Annotated in this window: 23 protein-coding genes; all 23 read right to left on the bottom strand. The window is 51.4% G+C overall.

From position 1 onward, the window contains the following. Positions 1-28: 28 nt before the first annotated feature. A complete protein-coding gene (locus AC0YN0_RS29980) occupies positions 29-1,003 on the bottom strand; it encodes a peptidylprolyl isomerase (protein ID WP_475824570.1) in 975 nt (324 codons plus the stop codon). 17 nt (positions 1,004-1,020) lie between these two features. After that, positions 1,021-1,926, bottom strand: coding sequence for an Hsp33 family molecular chaperone HslO (hslO, locus tag AC0YN0_RS29975; protein WP_475824582.1), 906 nt, complete (start codon positions 1,924-1,926; stop codon positions 1,021-1,023). After that, positions 1,926-2,699: a type III pantothenate kinase gene (locus tag AC0YN0_RS29970; RefSeq protein WP_442050020.1), complete on the bottom strand. Its 774-nt coding sequence runs from the start codon at positions 2,697-2,699 to the stop codon at positions 1,926-1,928. The genes hslO and AC0YN0_RS29970 overlap by 1 nt, the downstream gene beginning before the upstream one ends. Then, positions 2,696-3,580 carry a carboxylating nicotinate-nucleotide diphosphorylase gene (nadC, locus tag AC0YN0_RS29965; protein ID WP_475824569.1) on the bottom strand — a complete coding sequence of 295 codons (885 nt, stop codon included), beginning with the start codon at positions 3,578-3,580 and terminating at the stop codon, positions 2,696-2,698. The genes AC0YN0_RS29970 and nadC overlap by 4 nt, the downstream gene beginning before the upstream one ends. Beyond that, positions 3,573-5,186 carry an L-aspartate oxidase gene (gene nadB, locus AC0YN0_RS29960; RefSeq protein ID WP_475824568.1) on the bottom strand — a complete coding sequence of 538 codons (1,614 nt, stop codon included), beginning with the start codon at positions 5,184-5,186 and terminating at the stop codon, positions 3,573-3,575. The genes nadC and nadB overlap by 8 nt, the downstream gene beginning before the upstream one ends. Before the next feature lie 40 nt (positions 5,187-5,226). Then, positions 5,227-6,165 (bottom strand): quinolinate synthase NadA, encoded by a 939-nt coding sequence (nadA, locus tag AC0YN0_RS29955; protein WP_307207948.1) that lies wholly within the window; start codon positions 6,163-6,165, stop codon positions 5,227-5,229. A gap of 335 nt (positions 6,166-6,500) precedes the next feature. After that, positions 6,501-7,463 carry an ABC transporter permease gene (locus AC0YN0_RS29950; protein WP_442050024.1) on the bottom strand — a complete coding sequence of 321 codons (963 nt, stop codon included), beginning with the start codon at positions 7,461-7,463 and terminating at the stop codon, positions 6,501-6,503. 1 nt (position 7,464) lies between these two features. Then, a complete protein-coding gene (locus AC0YN0_RS29945) occupies positions 7,465-8,547 on the bottom strand; it encodes an ABC transporter permease (protein WP_475824567.1) in 1,083 nt (360 codons plus the stop codon). 5 nt (positions 8,548-8,552) lie between these two features. Further along, complete coding sequence (locus AC0YN0_RS29940) at positions 8,553-10,097, bottom strand: ABC transporter ATP-binding protein (RefSeq protein ID WP_475824566.1); 1,545 nt, start codon at positions 10,095-10,097, stop codon at positions 8,553-8,555. 127 nt (positions 10,098-10,224) lie between these two features. Next, positions 10,225-11,295 carry a BMP family lipoprotein gene (locus AC0YN0_RS29935; RefSeq protein WP_475824565.1) on the bottom strand — a complete coding sequence of 357 codons (1,071 nt, stop codon included), beginning with the start codon at positions 11,293-11,295 and terminating at the stop codon, positions 10,225-10,227. 454 nt (positions 11,296-11,749) lie between these two features. Beyond that, positions 11,750-13,762, bottom strand: a complete 2,013-nt coding sequence (gene ftsH, locus AC0YN0_RS29930; RefSeq protein WP_475824564.1) for an ATP-dependent zinc metalloprotease FtsH — start codon at positions 13,760-13,762, stop codon at positions 11,750-11,752. A gap of 99 nt (positions 13,763-13,861) precedes the next feature. Next, complete coding sequence (hpt, locus tag AC0YN0_RS29925) at positions 13,862-14,401, bottom strand: hypoxanthine phosphoribosyltransferase (RefSeq protein WP_442050029.1); 540 nt, start codon at positions 14,399-14,401, stop codon at positions 13,862-13,864. 58 nt (positions 14,402-14,459) lie between these two features. Then, positions 14,460-15,872 carry a tRNA lysidine(34) synthetase TilS gene (gene tilS / locus AC0YN0_RS29920; protein ID WP_475824563.1) on the bottom strand — a complete coding sequence of 471 codons (1,413 nt, stop codon included), beginning with the start codon at positions 15,870-15,872 and terminating at the stop codon, positions 14,460-14,462. Positions 15,873-15,920: 48 nt separating this feature from the next. Continuing rightward, on the bottom strand, positions 15,921-16,844 hold the full coding sequence (locus tag AC0YN0_RS29915) for a serine/threonine protein kinase (protein ID WP_475824562.1): 924 nt from the start codon (positions 16,842-16,844) through the stop codon (positions 15,921-15,923). Beyond that, on the bottom strand, positions 16,828-17,553 hold the full coding sequence (locus tag AC0YN0_RS29910) for a vWA domain-containing protein (RefSeq protein ID WP_442050032.1): 726 nt from the start codon (positions 17,551-17,553) through the stop codon (positions 16,828-16,830). Before AC0YN0_RS29910 ends, AC0YN0_RS29915 begins: the two co-directional genes overlap by 17 nt. A 275-nt stretch (positions 17,554-17,828) precedes the next feature. Next, positions 17,829-20,360, bottom strand: coding sequence for a stage II sporulation protein E (gene spoIIE, locus AC0YN0_RS29905; protein ID WP_475824561.1), 2,532 nt, complete (start codon positions 20,358-20,360; stop codon positions 17,829-17,831). 409 nt (positions 20,361-20,769) lie between these two features. Then, positions 20,770-21,276, bottom strand: coding sequence for a S1 domain-containing RNA-binding protein (locus tag AC0YN0_RS29900; protein ID WP_442050034.1), 507 nt, complete (start codon positions 21,274-21,276; stop codon positions 20,770-20,772). A gap of 285 nt (positions 21,277-21,561) precedes the next feature. Beyond that, positions 21,562-21,873: an FtsB family cell division protein gene (locus AC0YN0_RS29895; protein WP_337103161.1), complete on the bottom strand. Its 312-nt coding sequence runs from the start codon at positions 21,871-21,873 to the stop codon at positions 21,562-21,564. Beyond that, a complete protein-coding gene (gene yabQ / locus AC0YN0_RS29890) occupies positions 21,870-22,490 on the bottom strand; it encodes a spore cortex biosynthesis protein YabQ (protein ID WP_442050035.1) in 621 nt (206 codons plus the stop codon). Before yabQ ends, AC0YN0_RS29895 begins: the two co-directional genes overlap by 4 nt. Next, positions 22,487-22,771, bottom strand: coding sequence for a sporulation protein YabP (gene yabP / locus AC0YN0_RS29885; protein WP_442050036.1), 285 nt, complete (start codon positions 22,769-22,771; stop codon positions 22,487-22,489). The genes yabQ and yabP overlap by 4 nt, the downstream gene beginning before the upstream one ends. Positions 22,772-22,824: 53 nt before the next feature. Beyond that, positions 22,825-23,622, bottom strand: coding sequence for a DUF817 domain-containing protein (locus tag AC0YN0_RS29880; protein WP_475824560.1), 798 nt, complete (start codon positions 23,620-23,622; stop codon positions 22,825-22,827). Between the two features lie 415 nt (positions 23,623-24,037). Then, the gene (locus AC0YN0_RS29875; protein WP_337103158.1) at positions 24,038-24,322 is read right to left on the bottom strand and encodes an RNA-binding S4 domain-containing protein; all 285 of its coding nucleotides are present in this window, start codon (positions 24,320-24,322) and stop codon (positions 24,038-24,040) included. A 4-nt stretch (positions 24,323-24,326) separates the two neighbouring features. Further along, complete coding sequence (locus AC0YN0_RS29870; RefSeq protein WP_307207965.1) at positions 24,327-24,599, bottom strand: HU family DNA-binding protein; 273 nt, start codon at positions 24,597-24,599, stop codon at positions 24,327-24,329. Positions 24,600-24,673 lie beyond the last annotated feature (74 nt).

Here is a 24,673-nt window from a genome sequence, read left to right as displayed (position 1 = left end):
CCCATTCATCGTCCTGATAAACGAGTGGCTACTCGTTCTTAACCGCTTTATATTTGACAAGCAGCTTCTCCTCTTGCTCGCTCATCGGACCAGCTAGCTCCAAAGCAAGCTGCTTGCGAACCGTATCCTTCAGCCGGCTTTCGGTCATGGTCGTTGTCATTCTGCGCTCCACAAGCCTAATGATGGCGAAGCCGCCGTCCACGGCAATCGGCCCAGCCATCTCGGCAATCTGCAGACGGCTTGCCGTATCCATCATCTCGCTGTCATAGAACGGGTCGTCCGCATCAATAAGCCCGAGATCGCCGCCATCTTCCGCCGTGAACGAATCCATTGAATACGTTCGCGCCATCGTAACGAAATCTTCCCCTTCCGTTAGCCGCTCCAGCACCTCGTTAGCTTGCTGCTCGTTCTCCGTCAGTATCCACTGAAGATGCAGCTGCTCTTTGGGGGCGAACTCTTCCTGATGCTCAGAAATATACTGTTCCACCTCGTAATCGGTAACATCGATACTGCGAATGACGATTTTCTCCATTAATAAGCGATATCGAACATCCTCCAGCAGCTGATCCTGGGTATAGCCTAGCTGCTCTTGCATGACTTCATAAAACTCAGCTTCGCTCTCGTAGCCTTCAGCCATTAGTTCCAGTTCTCTAGTCTGCTCCTGTCTCGATACTGTCAAATTGGACTGAGCTGCTTCCAGCTCAATCGCTTTGTGGAGCATCATCGTCCGCAGCACCTCGTCGCCGTACTGCTTTTGCAGCTCGGCTTGCAGCTCGGCCATCGTAATTGGCTCGCCATCAACCGTGGCAACAACTTGCCCCATGTCCGAAGGAGAACTGCCGTCCGCATCGCCGACACCTTCTGACTCTTCATTCCCTTGCGTTCCGTCACCGACTAGCGGCTGCTGCGATGGCCACACTCTGACGACCACAACGACAGCAAGCACAACCATGCATACGGCTTGAAGGATGACAACGGCCTTCAGCACCTCGTATTTCTTCATTCCCCTACTGCCTCCGATTAATGGATCGGCTTCGGCTTCGCTTGATCGAGCAGTTCTTCTAGCTTATCCCGTTCGAAGGTATACGCCTCGTTGCAAAAATGGCAAACGACTTCCGCTTTTCCGTCTTCTTCAATAATTTGTTGCAAATCAGTCGCGCCAAGGCTAATCAGGTTCCGTTCCATTCGCTCGATCGAGCACGGACAATGGAATTCGATGTCCATTCTATCGTGAATTTTAAGACCATCCTCACCAACAAGTCTGATCAATATGCTCTCCGGCGTCTCGCCTTGTGCAAGCAGCGATGTCAGCGCAGGCATCCCTGCAAGCGCCTGCTCCAACCTCGTAATATCAGCATCCGTAATACCCGGCAGAAGCTGAATAATATAGCCGCCTGCTTGAATGACCGAATTATCATCTTCGACCAACACGCCAAGTCCTACCGCTGTATTCGTCTGTTCGGATACCGCAAAGTAGTAAGTGAAGTCTTCGCCAAGCTCGCCCGATACAATCGGTACGCTTCCAATATAGGACTCTTTCAGCCCCAAATCCTTAGTAACGTGAATAAAACCGTTACGTCCAACTGCGCCTGCCACATCCAGCTTTCCGAGCGCGTTGCTCGGAAGCTGCACCTGCGGATTGTCTACATAGCCGCGTACTTGCCCCTTCGCATTGGCATCCACGACGATCTGGCCTACGGGACCGTCGCCTTTCACTTGAATAATCAGCTTCTCTTCGCCTTTCAGCATTGCACCCATCATCGCGCCAGCCGTAAGCGTTCGCCCAAGCGCCGCCGTCGTCGTTGGATACGTTGCATGCCGTCTGCGCAGCTCTTCGACAAGCTGAGTCGTGCGCACTGCGAATACGCGCAGCTTTCCATCCCAAGCCGTTCCGCGCACCAGCACATCCTTCATCAGCTCATTCATCATGATCCCTCCTGATTGCGTTCATATATAATACGCAGCCCTTCAAGCGTCAGAAGCGGATCGACTTCTTCAATCGTCTCCGATTCGGCAGCGATCAGCTCGGCTAAGCCGCCTGTCGCCACAACGCGAGGAGATACGCCGAATTCCTTACGAATGCGATTCACAATACCATCCACTTGCCCGGCATAGCCGAAAATAATGCCAGCCTGCATCGACGTCACCGGATTGCGTCCAATAACGCTCTTAGGTCTCACAAGCTCGATCCTCGGCAGCTTAGCGGCGCGCTGGTACAACGCTTCCGTTGATATCCCGATGCCCGGCACAATCGCGCCGCCTAAGTAATTGCCCGCTTCGTCAATATAATCGAACGTCGTCGCCGTTCCGAAGTCCACCACAATAAGCGGCGTGCCGTACTTCTCGATGCCCGCTACCGAATTCACGATCCGGTCGGCGCCGACCTCGCGCGGATTCTCGTAGCGAATGTTCAGCCCCGTCTTTACTCCAGGCCCGACAACAACTGGCGTCTTGCGCAAATATTTGAGACATAGCTGTTCCAGCGTACGCATCAACGGCGGAACGACAGACGAAATAATAACTCCGTCCATCTGGTCAAGCTTCACGCCCGCGAACTGAAACAGATTGTGTATGTTAATACCGTACTCATCCACCGTAGCCGATCGGTTCGTGCTGAGCCGCCAATGATGAAGCAGCTCCTTGCCCTTGTATATGCCGAGCACGATATTTGTATTCCCTACATCGATGACGAGAATCAACGCTGCTCGCCGCCCTTCTTCTCATTCAGATCGAGGCTAATATCCAGCGCCTGGAACGAATAAGTCAGTCCGCCAACGGATATCACGTCGACACCGGTGGCTGCAATGCCATGAACGGTAGCCAGCGTAACGCCGCCGGATGCTTCAACGATAACATGCGGTGATGTTGCTTTAATATGGGCAACCGCCTCTGTCATACGCTCGTTCGGCATATTATCCAGCATAATGATATCCGCGCCGACATCAAGCGCTTCTTGCACCTGTTCCATCGACTCGGTCTCTACTTCAATCTTCATCGTATGCGGAATTTGTCTCCGTGCGGCTTCAACAGCAGCTCGGATGCCTCCTGCGCCCTTGATATGATTGTCTTTAATCATTACCGCGTCATACAGCCCGAAACGATGGTTCGATCCGCCGCCGACCCGAACCGCATACTTCTCCAGCATCCGATGACCCGGCGTCGTCTTGCGCGTATCGACAAGTCTTACCGGCAAGCCGGCAAGCGCTTCAACGAACTTAGCGGTCTTCGTTGCGATGCCCGATAGGCGCTGCATGAGGTTGAGCGCTAGCCTCTCCCCCGTAAGAAGGCTGTGCGTGCTGCCCTCTACAATCGCAATGACTTTGCCCTTCTCCACACGCTCGCCATCCGTTGCCATGGCCTGGAACACAAGCGATGGATCAACAACCTCGAATACGAGACGGGCAATGGGTAGACCAGCAATAATGCCGCTCTCCTTCACATGGATTACAGCTTTCGACAACGAGCCGCGCGGGATCGTCGTCTCTGTCGTAATGTCTCCGCTGCCTATATCCTCTGCAAGCCAAGCGCGAATCTGATCGCGCATGACCGCATCATATCCGCCTGTCGTCCACTCAAACATCTTCAATACGCTCCTCCGTAATGCCATGTAAACGGTGCAGCACCGTATGCTTGCGCCAATTCTGATCGTCTCGCTGCGGGAAATCCTCACGATAATGCGCTCCGCGGCTCTCTTGTCGCTGCAACGCCGCCTCGGACGTAAGCAGTGCGCAAGTAAGCAGATTCGCGAATTCGTATTCCTCCGCTTTCGTTAGTACCGATTGATAGATCGGAAGCTGACGCTTCAGCTCCTCGATTCCTTTCTCGAGGCCTTTGGCGTTGCGCCGCAAGCCGGCGTACCTAACCATAATTTTTTGCAGCTTCAGCCTTTTCTCGACAATCGCCTGTGTCGGCGCGCTTACGCGGCCCGGCTCATTCTCGATTACAGCCACAACGTCGTTCTTCGGCAAATCGTTGATCCGTTTCACAATACGACGGCCGAAGACGATCGCCTCGGACAACGAATTGCTGGCAAGCCGATTAGCGCCATGAACACCTGTCGAGGATACTTCGCCGCAGGCAAAAAGCCGCTTTATATTTGTTTCCCCATTTAGATCGGTTTTGACTCCGCCCATCATATAATGCATGGCCGGCGCAACCGGAATCCAATCGGACGTCAAGTCGAGACCATACCTCAAACAGTATTCATATATGGTAGGAAAACGATGCTTCACCATCTCTGGCGACTCATGAGTAATATCTATGTAGACAAAAGTCGATTTCGTTTCTTCCATCTCGCTGACGATGGCTCTTGCCACAATATCGCGCGGCGCAAGTTCCAACTGCTCATGGTAACGTTCCATGAAGCGCTCGCCTTTAATATTACGCAAATAAGCCCCTTCTCCGCGTACCGCTTCCGATATGAGGAAGCGCGGCGCGCCTGGATAACAGAGCGAGGTAGGATGGAATTGAATGAACTCTACATCTTGAATGTAGGCACCGGCGCGATAGGCGATGGCGATACCGTCACCTGTAGCAACTTCCGGATTCGTCGTATACCGATACAATTGGCCTGCTCCGCCCGAGCTGAGAATGACTGCCTTGCCCCGCACGAATACACGCTGTCCGCTAGGCTTCTGTACGATCGCGCCGCAGCATACGCCGTCATGTGTCACAAGGTCGATCACGAAGTGATCGTCCCATACTTCAATCTTCGGATTGTTAACCGCATTGGCCGACAACGCTCTTACAATCTCATAGCCGGTCGCATCCCCGTTGGCATGCAAAATACGGCGCTGGCTATGAGCACCTTCCTTCGTGAGCGCGAACTCGCCGTTCTCCACATCGAACTGCGTCCCCATCGAGATGAGACTCTGCACGCCTCGCGGCCCTTCATGGACAAGCGCATTCACCGCTTCTTCGGAGCATAAGCCTGCGCCAGCTATTAACGTATCTTGCAAATGATAGGCAGGCGAATCCTCGTCCGATATAACCGCGGCAATGCCTCCCTGTGCATAGCGGGTATTGCTGTCGAGCAGCGACTTCTTCGTAATCATCAATACCGAGTTGTCCTCGCTAGACCGTATAGCGGTAAAAAGACCGGCAATGCCGGCCCCGATAACGATGACATCCTTATCCACAACAGGCAGCTCGTCCAGCTGCACATCAACCAAGTATCTAGGAATCATGATGACGCTCCTTTGAATTTGAGCATAGGAGTAGCGCATCCTACTTTACAAGTAGCATGCGCTCCAAGGACAAACGGGCTTGATCCGCAATATGCGGCGGTACGTAGATTTGCGGTTGCATCGTCTCAAGCGCTTTGACGAGCTTCTTCAAATTATTAACCTTCATGTTCGGACAAACCAAATATTTCGAAGCAAAGTGGAACGTCTTGCCCGGGCTGTCGAGTCGAAGCTGGTATCCCGTGCCGTCCTCTGTGCCAACGATAAACTCTTGGCAATCTGATTCTTTGCAATATTTAATGATAGCGGTTGTACTTCCGACGAAATCGCCAAGCTCTACCACTTCTGGACGGCATTCCGGATGAACGACGAACTGCGCATTCGGATACTTCGCTTTCATCTCTTCAACATCCTTGACGGTGAGCATGTCATGGGTGTTGCAGTAGCCTTCCCAAATGATCATTTTCTTGTCGGTATTCTGTTGCACGTAGTGGCCAAGGTTTTTGTCCGGCACCCAGATCACTTCATCGCCCTCTACCGAGTTAACAACCTTCACCGCATTCGCCGATGTACAGCAAATATCCGTCTCTGCCTTAATCTCTGCCGACGAGTTGATGTACGTCACAACCTTCGCGTTCGGATGCTGAGCCTTCAGCTTGCGCAAACCGTCGACGTTAACCATATCTGCCATTGGGCAGCCGGCGCGTTCGTCCGGAATGATGACCGTCTTGTTAGGAGCAAGGATCTTCGCGCTTTCCCCCATGAAGTGAACGCCGCAAAATACGATGACTTCTGCATCGGTTTGCGCCGCTTTCTGTGCGAGCAGGAACGAATCGCCGCGAAAATCGGCCACTTCCTGTATTTCATCACGCTGATAGTAATGAGCCAAAATAATGGCGTTACGTTCTTTCTTTAATTGCAACAGCCTCTCACGCAGTTCCCGGTTTTGTTCCGCCTTGCGTTCCAGCGCTAATGCTTCCACAGTGGATCCTCTCCTCTTATGAGGGATGGGAGTCAACTCCCATTCCGATATGCGGCAAGTGCTACTTTGTGAATTGATGCACATACTCAGAAAGTCGCTTGCCTATAGTTTAAACCAAAAGGGATAAATTCATTTGATTAAGATTTAATTTACACTTGGTAAATGGCTCTGTCAATGCGTAAACGCCTTTTTCTAGAACCATTTTTGAAATTGCTTTGTCGAGCGAGGTTTTCACTTTTGTTCAAGGTACAATTTGCTCTTATAGACCGCCAAAATAAAAGACTGTCTCTAGGCTCACCTGGAGACAGTCTTCAACAAATCGAGGACCGAATTCATTACCGTCTAGCCGGATCGTACGGCTCGCCGAGCGCCGCAGGGGCATTCGAGCGGCCGATGCCGCCAGCGAGAACGATCAGCGTCAGCACATACGGCAGCATGTAGAAAAATTCAGCCGGAATTTGCTTCGAAAATTCGAATAGCTGGGCAAAGTTGCGCAGCGCTTGCGCGAAACCGAAGAACATCGCCGCTCCCACTACGCCAAGCGGATTCCACTTGCCGAAGATGAGCGCCGCCAAAGCGATAAAGCCTTGACCGGAAATCGTGTTGTGAGCGAAGCTGCTTGTCGTCGTCAGCGTAATTGTCGCGCCGCCAAGACCGGCTAACGCGCCGCTCAGCATAACGCCGATGTAACGATACTTCGTCACGCTGATGCCTACCGTATCGGCCGAGCTCGGATGCTCGCCAACTGCACGCAGGCGCAGCCCGAACGGCGTGCGGAACAGTACAAAGTAACTGATGCCCGCAAGAATAAGAGCTATATAAGTAGTAGGATATGAATTGAACAATCCGTTGCCGATTATCGGAATGGACGATAATCCTGGTATTGCCCATTTCTCGAAGACGAAGTCGAGCATCGTCGTTTGGCCCGAATCATTGTACAGACTTCTCGTCAAATAGATGGCAAGTCCGAGCGCCAAAATATTAATAACGACGCCGACAACCGTCTGATCCGAGCGAAACGTAATCGTTGCAACTGCGTGCAGGAGCGAGAAGAGCACGCCATATATCGCTGCCGCGGCTAATCCGATCCAAGGAGCCGATTCTTCCAGACCTGCTTGGATCGCATAATCGGTAACGACTGCCGCTGCGAAGGCGCCGGACACCATAAGACCCTCAAGACCGATATTAACGACGCCTGACCGTTCGGAGAAAAGACCTCCGAGGGCGGTGAAGATGAGTGCAGTCGAGAACACGAGCGTAATGTTGAGCAGTTGCCCAAGTACTTCAATAACGTTCATCCTACACCGCCTCCTTCCGTTTTTCTGCCCGTTTGCTTAAAAACGGCTTCAAGAAAAACTTCACAATGCCATGGGAAGCAACGAAAAAAATAACCGACCCGATCACGATCCGCACAATTTCCTGCGGCACTTCAGCGCCAAAGTTCATGCCAGCGGAGCCATAGGACAAGCCGCCGAACAAGATCGCGCCGAGCAGCACGCCAACCGGCGTATTGCCGCCAAGCAGAGCAACCGCGATGCCGTCGAAGCCATAACCCCATGTTGCGGCCATAACCGTCTGATAACCGAAGACGCCCAATATTTCGAAAACGCCGCCAAGGCCCGCGAAAATACCACTTATGAACATCGACTTGATAAGCGTGCTCTTCACGTTCATGCCGGCATACAGCGCAGCATCTGGATTGTGGCCGACCGCACGAAGCTCGTATCCCTGCTTCGTCCGCCATAACAGGACATAGAACACAACGACACAAATAATCGCGACTAACGTCCCCCAGTGCATACGGGCATTGCCCATCAGCTCAACGAGCCAATCAATCGACAATCTTGCAGAATCATGCACATTCGGCGTTTTCTGCTGGCCTTGCTGCACAAGGAACTTCGCCACGATAAAGTTCGATAGGAACAAGGCGATCCAGTTCAGCATAATCGAAGATATAACCTCGTTTACGCCGCGCTTTGCTTTCAAGTAACCGACGATGCCTGCCCAGATCCCACCGAACAACGCACCTGTAACAACAGCAAGCGGCGCATGAAGATACCACGGCAACTCCAAACCAACACCGACAAGCGTCGCGCCGGTCATCCCCATCATGAATTGGCCCTCTACACCGATATTAAATAATCCCGTACGGAAGGCAAAAGCAACAGCAAGTCCCGTGAAGATAAGCGGTGTTATCGCACGGATCGCTTCACCTATATCATACGGACTGCCGAATACCATCTTAACGAGAGAGGTGTATGCCAATATCGGATTATAGCCTCCCGCAAGCATAACTAGCGCTCCACATAATAAGCCAAGTACGATAGCGACAAGCGGGATGCCGATCGATGACTTGACGAAAATCTTTTTGAAAGTATCCACTTGTCCTACCCCCTCTTCTCAAGCTGGCTTTGTTCAGACTGATTGCCGGCCATCATCAGGCCGAGCTGCTGATCGTCGCGGTGCTCTGCGTCTACCTCGCCCATAATCGAGCCTTCATACATAACGGCTATCCGATCGGATAACGCGTACAGCTCATCAAGCTCGAAGGAAACGAGCAAAATGGCTTTGCCTTCATTGCGAGCATCTACAAGACGTTTATGGACGTACTCGATCGCACCGATATCAAGACCCCTTGTCGGCTGTACCGCGATAAGCAGATCAGGATCACTGTGCAGCTCCCGAGCAATTATTGCCTTCTGCTGATTGCCGCCTGATAATGCACGAGCATGCGTATGTATGCCCGACGTACGAACGTCGAATTCATCGACCAGCTTCGTTGCCAGCTTATCCATAGCTCCATAATCGATGAATATGCCGCGGCCAAACTCCGGTTCGAAATAACTTCCTAATATCATATTTTCACTAAGCGTGAAATCAAGCACGAGTCCGTGCTTATGACGATCCTCCGGAATATGTCCTACTCCTGCAAGCGATACGGTCCGAGGCGACTTATTCGTTAAATCCTGATCATTCAGCTTCACGCTGCCGCCGCTTACTTGCCTCATGCCTGTAATGGCGTAGATGAGCTCGCTTTGTCCATTTCCGTCAACCCCGGCAATGCCTACAATCTCGCCTGCGCGCACGTTGAAGCTCACGCCGTTCAACACTTGCTTGCCCTGTTCGCCTTTCATTTGCAGCGAATCAACAGAGAGCACGGTTTTGCCCGGCGAATTTTTTGTCTTCTCCACTTGGAACGACACATCTCTGCCAACCATCAGCTCGGCAAGCTTGCGCTCGTCCGTTTCCGACGTGCTCACCGTCTTCACCACTTTGCCCCGCCGGATAACCGTTACCGTATCGGCAAGCGCCATAACTTCCTTCAGCTTATGCGTAATAATGATAATCGACTTGCCCTCAGCAGCCAAACTGCGTATGATCTCAATCAGTTCTTCGATTTCTTGTACCGTTAGCACAGCCGTTGGCTCATCGAAAATAACGATTTCCGCTCCCCGATACAGCGTCTTCAATATTTCGACCCGCTGCTGCATGCCAACGGTAATATCTTTAATCCGAACTTGCGGATCTACTTTCAAACCATAACGTTCGGATATGTCCCGAACCTTCTCATTCGCCAGCTTATAATTAATGGTCAAGCCTTTCTTCGGTTCATTGCCGAGCACGATGTTCTCCGCCACCGTAAACGGCTGAACAAGCTTAAAATGCTGATGCACCATACCAATGCCAAGCTCAATCGCTTTGGCCGCTCCATCGATAACCGTTTTCTCGCCGTTCACGTAAATCTCGCCTTCATCCGGCTGATACAGCCCAAACAAGATGTTCATGAGTGTTGATTTACCTGCGCCATTCTCGCCTAGCAACGCATGTATCTCTCCTTTTTTGAGCTCAAAATCGATCGAATCGTTGGCCACTAGCCCAGGAAATCGTTTTGTTATTCCTTTTAACTGTACAGCCGCCAAGTTCCGGTCCATTCCTTCATCATCTCCCCGGTTCATTCCCGTATTGAGTTCTATATAACAAAAAGACAAGACCGGCCTAGAAGCCGGTCTTATATTCCTTCGTCTCTCTTGCCATATTATCTTCCTGCGGCCTGAATCATTATTTGACAGCCGGATCTACTGGTACTTTAATTTCGCCGTTGATGATTTTTTGTTTGAACTCTTCGACTTGTTTGAGAACATCTTCAGGAACGTTTTTGTTCGTCTCAGGCAAGCCTACGCCATCATCCTTAAGGCCAAGCTCTTGAATTGTGCCGCCAGCAAATTTACCGTCGATCAAATCCTTCGAAATTTTGTATACAGCCGCTTCAACGCCCTTCATCATCGAAGTAAGCGTTACTTCATCGCCGAATTCAAGCGATTGGTCTTTGTCGACGCCGATTACCCATATATCATCGCCTGCTTTTTTGCGAGCTGTCGCTTCATTGAACACGCCGTTACCCGTCGCGCCTGCTGCATGGAAAATAATATCGATGCCTTTGTCGTACATCGTTGCTGCAGCGATCTTGCCAAGATCCGGCTTGCCGAATTCACCCGTGTAGTTCACGTCTACGACGATTTCCGGTTTAACAGCCGCTACGCCTGCTTTGAAGCCGGCTTCGAACTTCTTAATTACCGGAATCTCCATGCCGCCAACGAAACCGATCTTGCCCGTTTTCGTCATCAGACCAGCCACTACACCGACGAGGAACGAACCCTCGTTCTCAGCGAATGTAATGGATGCTACGTTAGGAGCTTCTACAACGCTGTCGATAACAGCCAGATTTGCATCCGGGTTTTCTTTCGCTACCTTAGACAACGCATCATTAAACAGGAAGCCGATACCCCAAGTGAGGTTGTAGCCGTCCTTCACGAACTTGTTCAAGTTCGGCTCCATATCCGCGTCGCCTTTGCTCTCTAAGTATTTAGTCGATGCGCCTGTTTTAGCCGTTAGATCCTCTAATGCTTCCCACGCACTTTGGTTAAATGATTTGTCATGAACGCCGCCAACGTCGGTAACCATACCGATTTTGAAGTCTTTACCGCTGCCGTCCGATTTCACTTCTTCTTCTTTGGTGCCGCCGTTGTTGCCTCCAGCACCTTCGTTGTTATTGCCTTTCGCTCCGCAAGCCGATAACACAAGCGTTGCAGCAATAATAAGCATAAGCATCAAACTAAACGTTTTCTTCATACTTGTTCTCTCCCTCGCACCTGGATTTGGCAATACCTCGCAACCCCGCATACTTCTTTATTCTTGCTGATTTTGGCCGCTATTATTTCATTATAGTTACAAAAAAATAAACGTCAACGATTTAATGTTAGGTTTCATAACATAAAAATCAAGTAGACGCTTACATGTAACGATAATGTTACATATCGACCGTATGTTGTGATTCTAAGGTGAGGTTCGCTAATCTTTATGCTGGAATCACTTACCTAATTATAGGCTATTCCCGAACATTAATAAAGCAAAATATCGGACAGATCATCTTACACATACCCATTTATCCCTATTATTCTTACTTGTTTAATGGAAATAATATTTATTTTATAACATTGCATCTTTTTAAAAAATAAAACGGCAGATCGGAGTAATTAAACTCCGATCTGCCGTATGAATCAGCATCTGCACTAGACAGCTGCCATTAGGAATTGTTCTTATCCGGATCTTCTTCCGGCGTATCTCTCTTCTCAAGAACCGGTGCGTTCGTGTTAGCCGCCTCATCCTCGCGAGTCTGAATGCGAACCTTCACATCGCCAACCGTCTCAATGACCGGAGCAGAAGTTGGTTCTACTGCAACCGAATCAGATGAAGCGGAGCCTTCGCCCTTAAGAGCGCCCGTCTCGATCAAGGACTTGATTTGATCCATCTCAAGCGTCTCTTCGTTAAGAAGCGTTTGGGCGATCAAATGTACTTCCTTGCTCTTCTCGGACAATAGCTTCTTCGCACGAGTGTAGCACTCGTTCATGATCGTCTGCATCTCTTGGTCGATCTCGTACGCAATCGCATCCGAGTAGTTCTGTTCGTGGCCAATATCGCGACCTAGGAATACTTGTCCTTGGGTGTTGCCGAATTGCATTGGACCAAGCTTGTCGCTCATACCGTATTCCATAATCATGCTGCGAACGATGCTCGTCGCTTGTTTAAAGTCGCTGTAAGCGCCTGTACCGATCTCGCCGATGAACAATTCCTCGGCTACGCGTCCGCCAAGCAAACCCGTTACTTTATCAAGCAATTCTTGCTTCGTTACAAGCATGCGATCTTCCTTCGGAAGCATGATGACGTAGCCGCCAGCGCGTCCGCGAGGAATAATCGTTACTTTGTGAACGGTATCGGCATGCTCCAAGAAGAAGCCAATAATCGTATGTCCAGCTTCGTGATAGGCAACGATCCGTTTCTCGCGATCACTGATGACACGGCTTTTCTTCTCCGTACCAACGATGACGCGGTCAATGGCTTCGTCAACCTCATTCATCGCAATATCTTTCTTATTGCGGCGAGCTGCAAGCAGCGCCGCTTCGTTAAGCAGATTCTCCAGGTCCGCGCCTGTGAACCCTGTTGTACGCTTAGCGATAACATCAAGTCGAACATCCTTGGACAGCGGCTTGTTGCGGGCATGAACCTTCAGCACCGCTTCGCGTCCTCTCACATCTGGGCGATCAACCGTAATTTGACGGTCAAAGCGTCCCGGACGGAGCAAGGCCGGGTCAAGAATGTCCGGACGGTTCGTTGCAGCAATAATAATGATGCCTTCATTAGCCCCGAAACCATCCATCTCAACGAGCAATTGGTTAAGCGTCTGCTCGCGTTCGTCATGACCGCCGCCAAGACCGGCGCCGCGCTGACGGCCTACCGCATCAATCTCATCGATGAAAATAATACATGGAGCGCTCTTCTTCGCATTCTCGAACAAGTCCCGCACGCGCGATGCGCCGACGCCGACGAACATCTCGACGAAGTCAGAACCGGAAATGCTGAAGAACGGCACGCCTGCTTCGCCTGCAACGGCGCGAGCCAGCAACGTCTTACCAGTACCTGGAGGCCCGTTAAGCAATACGCCCTTCGGAATGCGAGCGCCTACCAGGTTGAACTTACGCGAATCCTTCAAGAAATCAACGACCTCAACGAGCTCTTGCTTCTCCTCGTCGGCACCCGCGACATCCTCGAACGTGATCCGTTTCTTCTCTTCATTGTATAAGCGCGCACGGCTTTTGCCGAAATTCATTACTTTACCGCCGCCGCCCTGTGCCTGATTCATCAGGAAGAAGAACAGGACGAAAATGATGACGAATGGAATTATGGATGTAAGGAATGTAAGCCAAATGCTTGGCTGATCCATTTCCTTGCTCTCCATCTTAAAGCCGTACTTCTCTTGCCATTCTAAAATTTGCTCCTCGGCTCTAACGCTAATTCGGGATACGAATTGGTCGCTTTCGGCCTTCTCTGGCGCTTTAATATATTTACCAGTTACAAAATAAGTCTGGTTCTCGTACTTCAAGCTTAGTTCCGCTACATTGCCCGATTCAATAGCAGTGCGGAGCTCATCGTATCTCAAACCAACGGTCGTCTTATTCTGGCTGCTGATAAATTGAAAAATCCCAACGGTCACCAAAAAGATGATTAAATAAAAACCTGTATTACGGATGATCCGATTCATCCCCAACCTCCTCTCAGGCGCTTAAAATATTTTACCATAGCATGACTTTCCATAACAATAGAGGTAGATGGAGAGGGCATGTACGGTTAATCGCGTTGTTTATTTTTCATAAACCTCAGGTTTAAGGACACCGATATACGGAAGATTCCGATATTTCTCAGCGTAATCCAGGCCATACCCGACAACAAATGCATCCGGAAGCGTGAAGCCCTTGTAATCCGCCTCGAGCTCGACCGTTCTGCGTGCCGGCTTGTCAAACAGCGTGACGATCGTAACCGACTTCGCATTGCGTCGCTCAAGCACATCAATCAAGTAGCTTAGCGTCAGACCGCTGTCGATAATGTCCTCCACGATCAGAACGTCGCGTCCTTCGACCGATACATCAAGATCTTTAATAATCTTGACGACACCCGACGATTTGGTCGATTGCCCATAGCTCGATACGGCCATGAAGTCAATCTCCAGAGGCACATCAATCTCCTTAACGAGATCCGACATAAAAATAAATGCGCCCTTAAGAACGCAAATAACGAGCGGATTGCGACCCTCGAAATCCCGAGTCAGCGTCTCGCCAAGCTCCTTCACCTTCGCCTGAATTTGTTCTGCATTATAAAGCACTTCCTGAATGTCGTTACGCAAAATACAGATCCCCCTACGCCTTAACTATGTTTATGAGTGTACCAGTGCATCTTATTCGTTAACCGCGAGTTGCCCGAATGTACAGCACGTCTTGCGTGTCAGGCGCCGTTAGCGCGTGAGAGGATCTCCGTATGCCGGGAATCCATAGCAATCGTCCTGCCGCGTCGAACAGCAGCGGATAAAGTTGTCGCTCCGATGGAGCAAGCTTCTCGTCAACGAACATATCTTGCACTTTTTTCGAACCATTTAATCCTAAAACTTGAATTCTGTCACCGGGACGACGGTTGCGCAATGCGAGCGGGTAAGCAAGCTGCGCTAGATCGAAGCAAGCCTCGTACCTCGAAGCCGGCTTGCGGCTATCGATGCCTCGAATACGTTCGAACTGAAAGCGCCAGCCCGTTACCGAGCTCAAATCCAACAATGCCGCATTCACTTCAAAGCTGTATTCATCAGCAGCCCCCTCTTGCGACTGCTGCGAAGCCTGGACGAAACGAAGACTATCGTATTCACGAACGCATCGAACCCCAGCTCCCGCATCCATTCGCCAGGTGCTCGGAGCGTGAATCGCTGCGGCAAGCCGCATCGTTTCTACCTGTTCGAAGGATATGTTTTCCGTGTCCGTTGAAAGATACCTTAATATTAGTTTAATCAATCTCCTTTGTAAAGCGACGTGAAAGCCGCGTAAATCGGCACAGCTTACCGCATATTCTCCCTCAGAGCTAGTCACAATCTGCGAAAAAAGCGATGCCGTCTGCTGTTCCATCCATTCGTCCTCCGCTCCTGCCACATCGGCAAGCCGCTGCAGCGATTGAGGAAGCTGTGGATTGAACTGCGTGAGGTAAGGCAAAATATCCAGACGTATTTGATTACGAAAATAAGTGCGTTTGTCGTTGCTGCTGTCTATGCAGTAGGGTATATCATGCAAGGCACAGTAACGAACAATGTCTGACTTGTTCATACGCAGCATCGGCCGAATAAGTTCCACGTTTTTTTCGCGGCGTTTGGAGACCATTCCGGCTAGTCCGGTGAGCCCCGTTCCGCGCAGCAGGCGCATCAGCACCGTCTCTGCTTGATCATCGGCATGGTGCGCCAGCGCAATGCGCGATGCTCCGAAGCGCTCTGCGGCTTCGTACAGGAATGCGTATCGCCGCTCTCGCGATGCCGCTTGTCCGTTCATTCTCGTTTCTTCTATATAAGCCGGCATATCGAGCGTTATCGCCTCGAACGGCACCCCTAATTGCGCGGCATAGTCGCGAACAATATCATGCTCCCGCTTCGACTCTTCCACGCGAAAGCCATGATTCACATGTGCAACGCTAATGCTCAGCTTGCCAGCCATCACGAGCATCGACAGCATATGCAGCAGCGCCATCGAATCCGGTCCCCCCGATACGGCAGCTACAATGCGATCGCCATCATTCCATAACTGCCGTTCGGCTGCCGCTCTCTCTAGTTCCTGTTGCAAATTCATAGATAATGCTGCCTCCGTTTCTATCTCCTCGCCTCACGCGGTACGATATTACAGCATGTTGCGAAGCAGCCAATATACCGACGTGACCAGCAAGATGGCCGATGCTGCCGCCAGCCCCTTGAGCCAGCCCGGGGTAGAAGATGTCCGATGAATGTCTCTTCGGTGCATAAGCACGCGCCAAGCTTCGTGTCCCTCCTTCGCGTTCATGAACCCGCCGCCAAGCGCCTTGCGGATCCAACCGGCAATCGGCTTAAGAGCCGTACTGCCTTCTACGATCTGCTGCAGCTCGGCGGTCGAGCGATTCTGTGGCAGCAGCTCCAGCGTCAACTGATGCAGCTGCTTGGGCTCATGCAGCTGAATGCACAGCACTGCAAAGGAGAACAGATCATACCGTTCATCTGCCGATCTGGGGCCGCCGTTCCAGTAACCTCGGTCGTAGATCTCGGTGAATTGACGGACGCTTTTGCCTTTCGCTGTAACTCCGCCGAAATCGACTAGCTCGACATGCCCGTAATCGCCGACAAGCACGTTCTCGACCTTCAGATCGCCGAATACCCAGCCCGCTTCATGCAAATGAGACAGCTTGCCAAGCAGATTAAGACCAACGAGCGGAAACCATTCCGTTCCTTGCTGCTTGAAGTAGTCGCTGAGCGTCAGCCCTCTCACATAACGCATGATATAGAAAGGATACTCCTTTCCATCGGGTCCATACAAGTCGTCCACATCGTACAGAAACGGCTCCAACCCGTTTCGCTTCTGCTTCGCGATGGACTGGAGCACATTTATTTCCGATTGAAGGTCGACGGCATCTGCGCCGACCTTCAGCGCATACCACGAGCGATCCCGCTGTACGAGATATACTTTGCCGTTAGCTCCCTCGCCAAGCAGCTTCTCCACGCGGTAGCGGCCTTGCTTCCACTTACCGGTTACGGTCACGCCTCGCCGAAGCTCCCATTTAAACGACGTAGCCACTCATCATCCCATCCGTTTCGTCTCTGCTCTGTTTACCATAATCGCCTTGACGGTAAAAATCAATAACCTGCATGATCGCCGGTCCCGTCGGCGTCGTTCCGCCCATTTGCAACTTCGGAAATATCGCTTGAACGCCGTTCAGATGCGTCGTCCAGCCTAGATCCATCACGCAGTCGTCGCCATGCCGCGATGCTGGAAAATGGAAGACCGATATTTCACTCTTCCCCTGCCGTGCCTGCAAGCTGAGCATCAGATCGCGAATCGCTTCTTCCACGGCCGCCAGCTTCGGCTTCATGCTGGCACTGGCGTCAATCAGCAGCGCCACCTGAAGTGACGACGTCTCGCCAAGCTCGTCGATGACGCGAACGACCTCGCCGCGCTTCTCCGGCGGCAATGACTCGATCGAACCGTTGCCGAGCACTTGCTTCAATTCCTTCTGTACAGCAAGCTGTATCGTCTGCACGACCGTCTTGCGCGTCATCATCTGCACCGTCTGCGACAGCTGGCGCATATTCACAAGCCGGCTTAAGCCGCCCCCGGCGCGTGCGATCTCATCAATCTCCGAAGCGCCAAGCTCGCCCGCATCGCCTTGATCGAGCACGCCGACCACATTAACCGAAATGCCCTCCGAATGCGCATGCGCAGCCGCCACTACGGGACTGAGGCCTACGTTCGAGCATCCATCCGTTATCAATAAAATTTGCTTCATCCTAATCCCTCCTAAGAATCGCCTTCCTATCAGCTTTTCCTTTTTTGGGAGAGATAAACCGCTAGACTAGCAAAAAGGTTGTTATTCTCTCGAATCTATATGTATATCATCGGCATTATCCTGAATCGGATGAATGAATCCTATAGCCTATCCTGCCTCAGCTTCCTTGTTTCGCTGCTCATCTGCAATGACAACGCCAAAAAGCATGGTATCGCGGCAACTGGCCTTACAGTCGCTGCGACATCATGCTCTTCGAAAAGATTAGCCTGACCTGCTCAGCTCACCGTCCTTGGACGCTCGACCTTCGAGACGCCGGGCCAGCGGAATGACGCCCATTCCGGCATATGCTTGTCGATGCGGGCGACAAGCACCGTCATATCGTCGACGATCTCTCCTTCGTGATAACGAACGACCCTCTCCAGCAACGCATCGGCCATCTCCTGCGGATCATCCGTCTTCAGCTCGCCAATAATCCGCTTCATCCACATCTCCTTGTTGACCGCGTGGCCGGGCGCATCATAGATGCCGTCGCTCATCATCACGAGCGTATCTCCAGGCAACAGCTGCACCGAAATCATATCGACGTCAATATCTTGCAATATTCCGATCGGCAGGTTATTGGCCGTTATCAGAATAACCTCGTTGCCCCGCCTAATGAAGCTTGGCGTAGATCCGATCTTCATGAATGTCGTCTGCGCCGAATACAGATCGACAATCGCAAGATCCACCGTCGCGAACATCTCGTCCGACGAGCGCAGCAGCAGCACCGAATTGACCGACTTCACGGCCAGCTTCTCATCCATGCCAGATTGCAGCAGCTGCTGCAAGATCGACAGCGCCGCGCTGCTCTCCTCGCGGGCTCGCTCGCCATTGCCCATGCCGTCGCTGATCGCCACCGCGAACTTGCCGTTGCCAAGCTCGGTCATCGTGAAGCTGTCTCCCGACAACCAATCTCCGCCCTTCGCCGCGCCGGCAATGCCCGTCTCTACCTCGTATTGCTTGGCCGAGCCGAACATGACAAGCGTCGGCTCACCGCTCTTCAGCGGCGGAACTTCCGATTTCACCTCGATATGCTCGCCTAGAATATCGCTAAGCAGCGGCGCAATAATTTTGCGGCATTCATCGAACCCCTTCCCGAACGTGTGGTAGACCTCGATATCTACATTTCCCTCCTCCAGATTCACAATATCGATGCCTTGTATCGATAAACCGAGGCCCTCGACCGCTTCTCGGATCTGCTCCTCCTGCAGATGCAGCGTCTGTCCCTCGCGCTTGATTTCCTTCGCCAAGTCTTCCATAACCTGCGACACGCCAACCAATTGATCGGCGACAAGTTGCCGCGAGTCGAATATTTGCTTCTTCCAGTGCATATTATTTTTGTATAGCTCGTACTGCTGCTGCATATCGGAGAGCACGAGCGGCGCCTTGACGCAATGAGCCGTCCATGCCTTCGGCATATCCTTAGCGCGCGGGACACGATCCTCTTCCACGACCGTCATCATGTCGGTCATCATTTTATACGTATGAAAATACTTATCCTCCCAGCATGCGTCCCTCCTATGGCAGGACGCGCACGTCTTCTGCGCAACGGCACCCATAAAGTGGTTGATCTCATCATCCCGCTTCACCTCTCTCACGCTTTGGTTCAGTTGACCGAAGCTGCGCGACAGCTGGCGGAATACATCCGAGTATTGCGTTACGCGGTCGGCCGTTACTTCCCGAACCCGTCTCGCATACTCATGCTGCGACTTCGCATGCTCGTTCGTACCCGGCACGTAACGCGAGATGGTGCGAATCATCGCCCGCGGCGTCAGCATCAGCATCATAGCTGCCGCGACCGATTCCCACGTCGATGACATCACATCGGCCTGGCTGCCCACGTAGATCGATAGGATCGACGTTCCGAGCAGCATCCCGAAAGCAGTGGCCATTTTGCCGCCTTCGCGAAGCAAGCCCGCAAGCAAACCCGCGAATGCCAGAAGGCTCATCTGAACGATAGCGCCGTAATCGGCCAAGCTCAGGATAAGACCCGCCACAACGCCGACGGAGGCGCCAAGCGGAGCGCCGCCTGCCAGCGCGAACAGCAGCAGCATATACCGCGACATGACATGCTCCGCGGACAAGCCGTAGACCATCCACCCGACAGCGCCTGTCATCACCGACGCCAGCAAAATCATCAAACATATAATTTCCTCGTTTTTTAACGAGGCTGATTTCTTCGTCATGGTAAGCACCGGTATCGCCTGAATGAACACGAGCGTAAGCACGAAGCTGAGCGCCGCCTCGACGACCACCATCATGAAGTTGTACCAACTGAGCGAATCCCCTATGAATACGCCGAACAATTGGACAAGCAGCGTCGCCGCGAACACGACGATCGGAGCCGACGACAATTCCGCCCGTTCATACGATTCCAATCCTTTAACAATTAAGAATAAGACCGCAATCTCCATTGCTATCCACATCGGCGCCGGATCGGCTGCGAACCAACTGCCGGCAACGAGCGATATTGCCACCCACAAATAAATGTCCCTCCGCAAAAAATAAATGACCGCGAAATACGCTGCCGCGAACGGCATCAAAGACTCCAGAATGACCGCCCTTCCAAGCAAAAACGCCACGCCAACGAGCAGGAATGTCCATTTCTTCGCCAAGAGCACCTGGATGAAATGCCGCGCTGCCGCCCACTCTCTCCCTTTCCGCATCATGACCTGAATCAGATTTGTCCGATTTCCTTTGGGAAGCTGCACCACATTTTCCTTTTCCACTAACCGACACCACCATTCCGAGTTTATTGTGTTTCTCATTATAGGAGGTTGTCCGAGTGAAGTTTGTCAGTTAACGTAACAGGGCAAAAAGTTTTTTCCGACAAAAACAATTGCAAGCGCACTCATTGTCATGACAACTGCAACACCAGCGCCAGCAAGGCTTTGCCATGCTATTGCAGACTGCCTCTGACAAAATCGGCTCAACAAAAACCGTCGCCAGCTACTCTGCATAACTGTCAAATGGTGGGTGTAACCTGTCGGTATTGATGGAGGATCGGAGAAAAGTTTTTGTACAAGCCGATAAGCGGACGCAATCCGACAACCTTGTCCACTTCTCTAGAACAAGTGCCTACAAAGCGCGCGGATTAGGACGACAGCCTTACCAAAAAAGCAAAAAAGCAGAACCATATCGGTTCTGCTTGTGTGTATGATAGGATAACGATTCAGCTTATACCCGCTTGGCTCCGCGTCCGCCGCGTTTGCCCTCCGTGTTCTTCTTCAAAGAGGAGATGCGTTCTTCGCTGTCTTTCAGGAAGCGCGACATTTTATCCTCGAATGACGGTTTACCGTAAGCCGGTCTGCCAGACGATTGCTTGTTGAAGGGACGTCCGCCTCGGTCTTGTCCTCCACCGCCGCGGTTGAAACGTTCTCCACCACCGCCGCCTGCACCCGGTCCGCCTGTACGCTCACGTTGTGGCGGCGGCTGTTGGCCTTCTGGTCGGTCAATGGCTTGCTTAATGGAAAGCCCGATCTTGCCGTCTTTGTCCACGTTGATCACTTTGACCTTCACAACATCATCGATCTTGAGGTGATCCTTCACGTCCTTGACGTAATTATCAGCGATTTCCGAAATGTGAACGAGACCTGTGACACCTCCCGACAAGTCGACAAATGCCCCGAAATGCGTAATGCCTGTCACTTTTCCTTCTAACTTCGCGCCCACTTCAATTGCCATAAAATAAAATGTTCCTCCCTAAAAGTTTTGCGAAACATAAAGCTGAATTCGATGGTAGTCGAATTGGTGTGAAGCAAAACTCGCTTCGAAAGCATAAACCTAAGTTTTGCGAAACATAAAGCTGAATTCGATGGTAGTCGAATTGGTGTGAAGCAATAAGCATAATATCAATTCCATAAAATATGATTCTTTAGAATCAATTTTATTAGAAAAGTATCGCTACTACCGTGATTATAACCGAACGGAAGAAGTAAGGTCAACAGACGTTCACCCGATTTCGCCGCCCTATCTTACAACCTGTATCTGTGTCTCGCCCTTGTATACCATGCCATGATCCTTGGTTGCAAGCTGCGAAATATATTCTGGATCGTTCAGTCTCTCGATCTCCTGCTTCATTGCTTCGGTATCGGTCTTCGCCGTTTCCAATTGCTGCTGAATAGTCGCCAACCTCGAATTCGTCGCATGCTGCTCCTGCAGCTTGCCAACGAGCGTGTAGGTCGCCCAGCCGATAAAGAGGACTACGAATAACAGCCACATCCTAATCCGGCGCTTCGAGCCAGCATTTGTTGTTTGCTTGTTCACTGCAGCAGTCGTCATGTACGCGGGGGCCTCCTCAACCATTTGCTCCACAATTGGGTAATCGTAAATCCGAGCTTGCTCGCCCGTTCCTGAAGTCGCCATTTGGCTATATAGGGACTGAGCCAGCGCGCCAGCGGGCGCACGGCAGGGCTTGTCATCCAAACAAGCAGCCGCCAAAATGGACGAACCAATTGTAACACAATTTTTAGCAGGAAAATAGTGAGCGCAGACCCAAATCCTAAAATTACCTTAACCAATTTGTAGAGCAAAAGGAGGGGTTTTACAATGATAAAATCCAATAGTTTGAGGATAAATGCAATGATCGCGCGCACTGCGCGAACGAGCCATTTGACAATGGCGATCACGATTTTGCTCAGTAAAAAGTAATATACGATGACGCCGATAGCTAGTCCAATGAATACGTACGCCCGCACCTCGCCATTGTTGCTTGCGTACAGTACCCGAAATACGGCCAGTGCCGCGGCCATCCAATAAACGATGTCGAGCACCGGCAGCCACCAGCGAGGGAACTTCAGCTCGTTCGATACGACGCGATATCCGTCGAAGACGACGCCCATCCCAATCCCCGACAGCAGCATGGCGGCCATCGTCATCCATTGTACGGTTAAGGTCACTTGAACAGCTTGCCGAACAAGCCTTTGGTCTTCGTAGAGGCGTTGCCGTCCAGATAGGCGAGCGAATGGACGAGCCCCTCGATGGCTACAAGGCCTTGCTCAAGGCTTAAATGCTTCATATGCAGGTTCTGTCCCTTGACCGTTAAGAAGCCTAGCTCGGTCTCTAACAGAAACTCCTCGCTATCAAAGCTCTCTACGTTAATGACGCCGGTCAGCTCCAGCAGCTTGCGGTTTAACATCTTCACTTCCTGACGCTTCTGGCTCTTGTTTTGGTCCACCATAGACTCGTCCTCCGCTAATCGCTATATTTTAAATTCGCCGTTTACGCTTGAGACTAGCTTATGGGCGTGGGACGAGTTTTAGAACTAGCTTTGACATGCTTAAGCTGGGCAACGATGATGACGCTGATGACGATCAGCAGAAACCAGGAGCTGATCTTGCTCAAATGGACGAGCGTCCACGCCTTCTGCTGATCGGGGTATGTCCATGCGCCCAGCAGCGTTGATATATTTTCGGCGATCCATATGAACAGCCCGATAAGAGCGAATGACAACACCATCGGCATCCGATAGATTCGTTTATCCACCGTATAGGAAACCGTCGTCCGCCAGAACACGAGCAGCAGCGCCCCCGTCAGCAGCCAGCGGAAATCCGGCAAATAATGATGCGTGAAGAAGTTAGCGTATATCGCCGCGCAGAGCGGAACGGATAAGTAAAACGGAGGCCAGTGCTTCAACTTCAGATCCATGCGCCTCCATGCCTGGCAGAGGTAGCTTGCGACGCTCGCATACATGAAACCCGAATAGAGCGGTACGCCGAACAGCTTCGTCCAACCTTCATCGGGGTATGACCACGAGCCCATATGGACTTTATACAACTCAAGAGCAAGGCCGATGAGATGGAACACGCATATAACCTTCAGCTCGTCGATCGTCTCCAACTTCGTAAGCACCATAACCGCTTGCATCAATAGGCAGACGAGCAAAAGGAAGTCGTAACGAGGTATGTACGGGACATCGACCACCTTGGTGAAGGCCATAGCCGCAAAGATTACGACAGGAAACAAACAGGACAACGCCTCCTGCCAGCCAAAATGAACGAGAAAGCGGAATGCTTTTTTTTTAGACGGCATTGTTGCTCAGCTCCTCCCTATCTAACATGCTTACGCTGTTCCACAAGTAGGGAGTACGCTCTGTATGGAAAGAAGTCGCATTTTTTGTGGGAGAGGAGGCCGATTGGCTGGTGACGTCGGGCTGACAGCTTAATTTTAACTTTAATGGCATTTTGGGCAACTAATTGGGGGTATGCGGTTGGCAGATGTCGTTTAGTTCGATTTGGGGACGTTAAATTCGAGTTCTTCGGCTTATTAGGCGGGAAAGTGAAAATTAGTTCGATGAAATGCAGCTATTCACCGCATATTCCGAATTCGCTCTGATTTAGTTCGACAAAATGCCACTACAGAGACTTGGGCGCTTGGAGATATAAAAAAACCGCCCGGCAAACGTAACGTTTACCAGGCGGTTCCCTGCGCATAAGCGCTTATCGTCTTATTTCTCCCACTCAAGAACATTCTCGCGCGGGCGCTGCTCTTCTTTCACCAAAGTGTACAGCTCTCCGGCTTCATCCTTCCGGGTCGATTCCGAGATCCGCTCAACGCGTACCGTCACAATCTTCTGCCCGTACTGGATTTGGAGCTCATCCCCCACCTTAACGGCGCTGCTCGCTTTCGCTTCGCGGCCATTGATCCATACGCGACCCTGCTCGGATACATCCTTCGCAACGGTGCGGCGTTTGATCAACCGGGACACTTTGAGAAACTTATCAAGGCGCATTAGACTACTTGATAGCTTCTTTCAGCTTGTTGCCTGCTTTGAAAGCAGGGATTTTCGCTTCAGCGATCGTGATTGGATCGCCAGTTTGCGGGTTGCGACCAACGCGGCCGGAACGCTTGCGAGTTTCGAAAGTACCGAAGCCGATCAATTGTACTTTGTCGCCGCCAGCAAGTGCGTCAGTTACTTCGCCAAGAAAGCCGTTAAGTACAGCTTCTACGTCACGTTTAGTCAATCCGCTTTTTTCTGCAATGTTGTTGATCAGGTCTGTTTTGTTCATCATTAAATCCTCCTAATTTCATACCGTTATTTGGGGTCAGCGTTCTGCACGCCGCCATGGTTGGAAATTTTTAC

The sequence above is a fragment of the Paenibacillus sp. J22P218 genome (assembly GCF_056269195.1).
Note: the sequence above shows the minus strand (reverse complement) of the source record. Positions and strands in the feature narration are given on the sequence as shown.

Bases quoted from the DNA above. Each gene is read 5' to 3' on its own strand.
- AC0YN0_RS29910 (WP_442050032.1), bottom strand. From the start codon at position 17,553: ATGAAGCAAATTTTATTGATAACGGATGGATGCTCGAACGTAGGCCTC.
- hslO (WP_475824582.1), bottom strand. From the start codon at position 1,926: ATGAATGAGCTGATGAAGGATGTGCTGGTGCGCGGAACGGCTTGGGAT.
- AC0YN0_RS29940 (WP_475824566.1), bottom strand. From the start codon at position 10,097: ATGGACCGGAACTTGGCGGCTGTACAGTTAAAAGGAATAACAAAACGA.
- AC0YN0_RS29900 (WP_442050034.1), bottom strand. From the start codon at position 21,276: ATGGCAATTGAAGTGGGCGCGAAGTTAGAAGGAAAAGTGACAGGCATT.
- AC0YN0_RS29950 (WP_442050024.1), bottom strand. From the start codon at position 7,463: ATGAACGTTATTGAAGTACTTGGGCAACTGCTCAACATTACGCTCGTG.
- AC0YN0_RS29875 (WP_337103158.1), bottom strand. From the start codon at position 24,322: ATGCGCCTTGATAAGTTTCTCAAAGTGTCCCGGTTGATCAAACGCCGC.
- AC0YN0_RS29880 (WP_475824560.1), bottom strand. From the start codon at position 23,622: ATGCCGTCTAAAAAAAAAGCATTCCGCTTTCTCGTTCATTTTGGCTGG.
- ftsH (WP_475824564.1), bottom strand. From the start codon at position 13,762: ATGAATCGGATCATCCGTAATACAGGTTTTTATTTAATCATCTTTTTG.
- tilS (WP_475824563.1), bottom strand. From the start codon at position 15,872: ATGAATTTGCAACAGGAACTAGAGAGAGCGGCAGCCGAACGGCAGTTA.
- nadB (WP_475824568.1), bottom strand. From the start codon at position 5,186: ATGATTCCTAGATACTTGGTTGATGTGCAGCTGGACGAGCTGCCTGTT.
- AC0YN0_RS29870 (WP_307207965.1), bottom strand. From the start codon at position 24,599: ATGAACAAAACAGACCTGATCAACAACATTGCAGAAAAAAGCGGATTG.
- spoIIE (WP_475824561.1), bottom strand. From the start codon at position 20,360: ATGAGAAACACAATAAACTCGGAATGGTGGTGTCGGTTAGTGGAAAAG.
- yabP (WP_442050036.1), bottom strand. From the start codon at position 22,771: ATGGTGGACCAAAACAAGAGCCAGAAGCGTCAGGAAGTGAAGATGTTA.
- AC0YN0_RS29895 (WP_337103161.1), bottom strand. From the start codon at position 21,873: ATGACGACTGCTGCAGTGAACAAGCAAACAACAAATGCTGGCTCGAAG.
- nadC (WP_475824569.1), bottom strand. From the start codon at position 3,580: ATGTTTGAGTGGACGACAGGCGGATATGATGCGGTCATGCGCGATCAG.
- AC0YN0_RS29980 (WP_475824570.1), bottom strand. From the start codon at position 1,003: ATGAAGAAATACGAGGTGCTGAAGGCCGTTGTCATCCTTCAAGCCGTA.
- AC0YN0_RS29935 (WP_475824565.1), bottom strand. From the start codon at position 11,295: ATGAAGAAAACGTTTAGTTTGATGCTTATGCTTATTATTGCTGCAACG.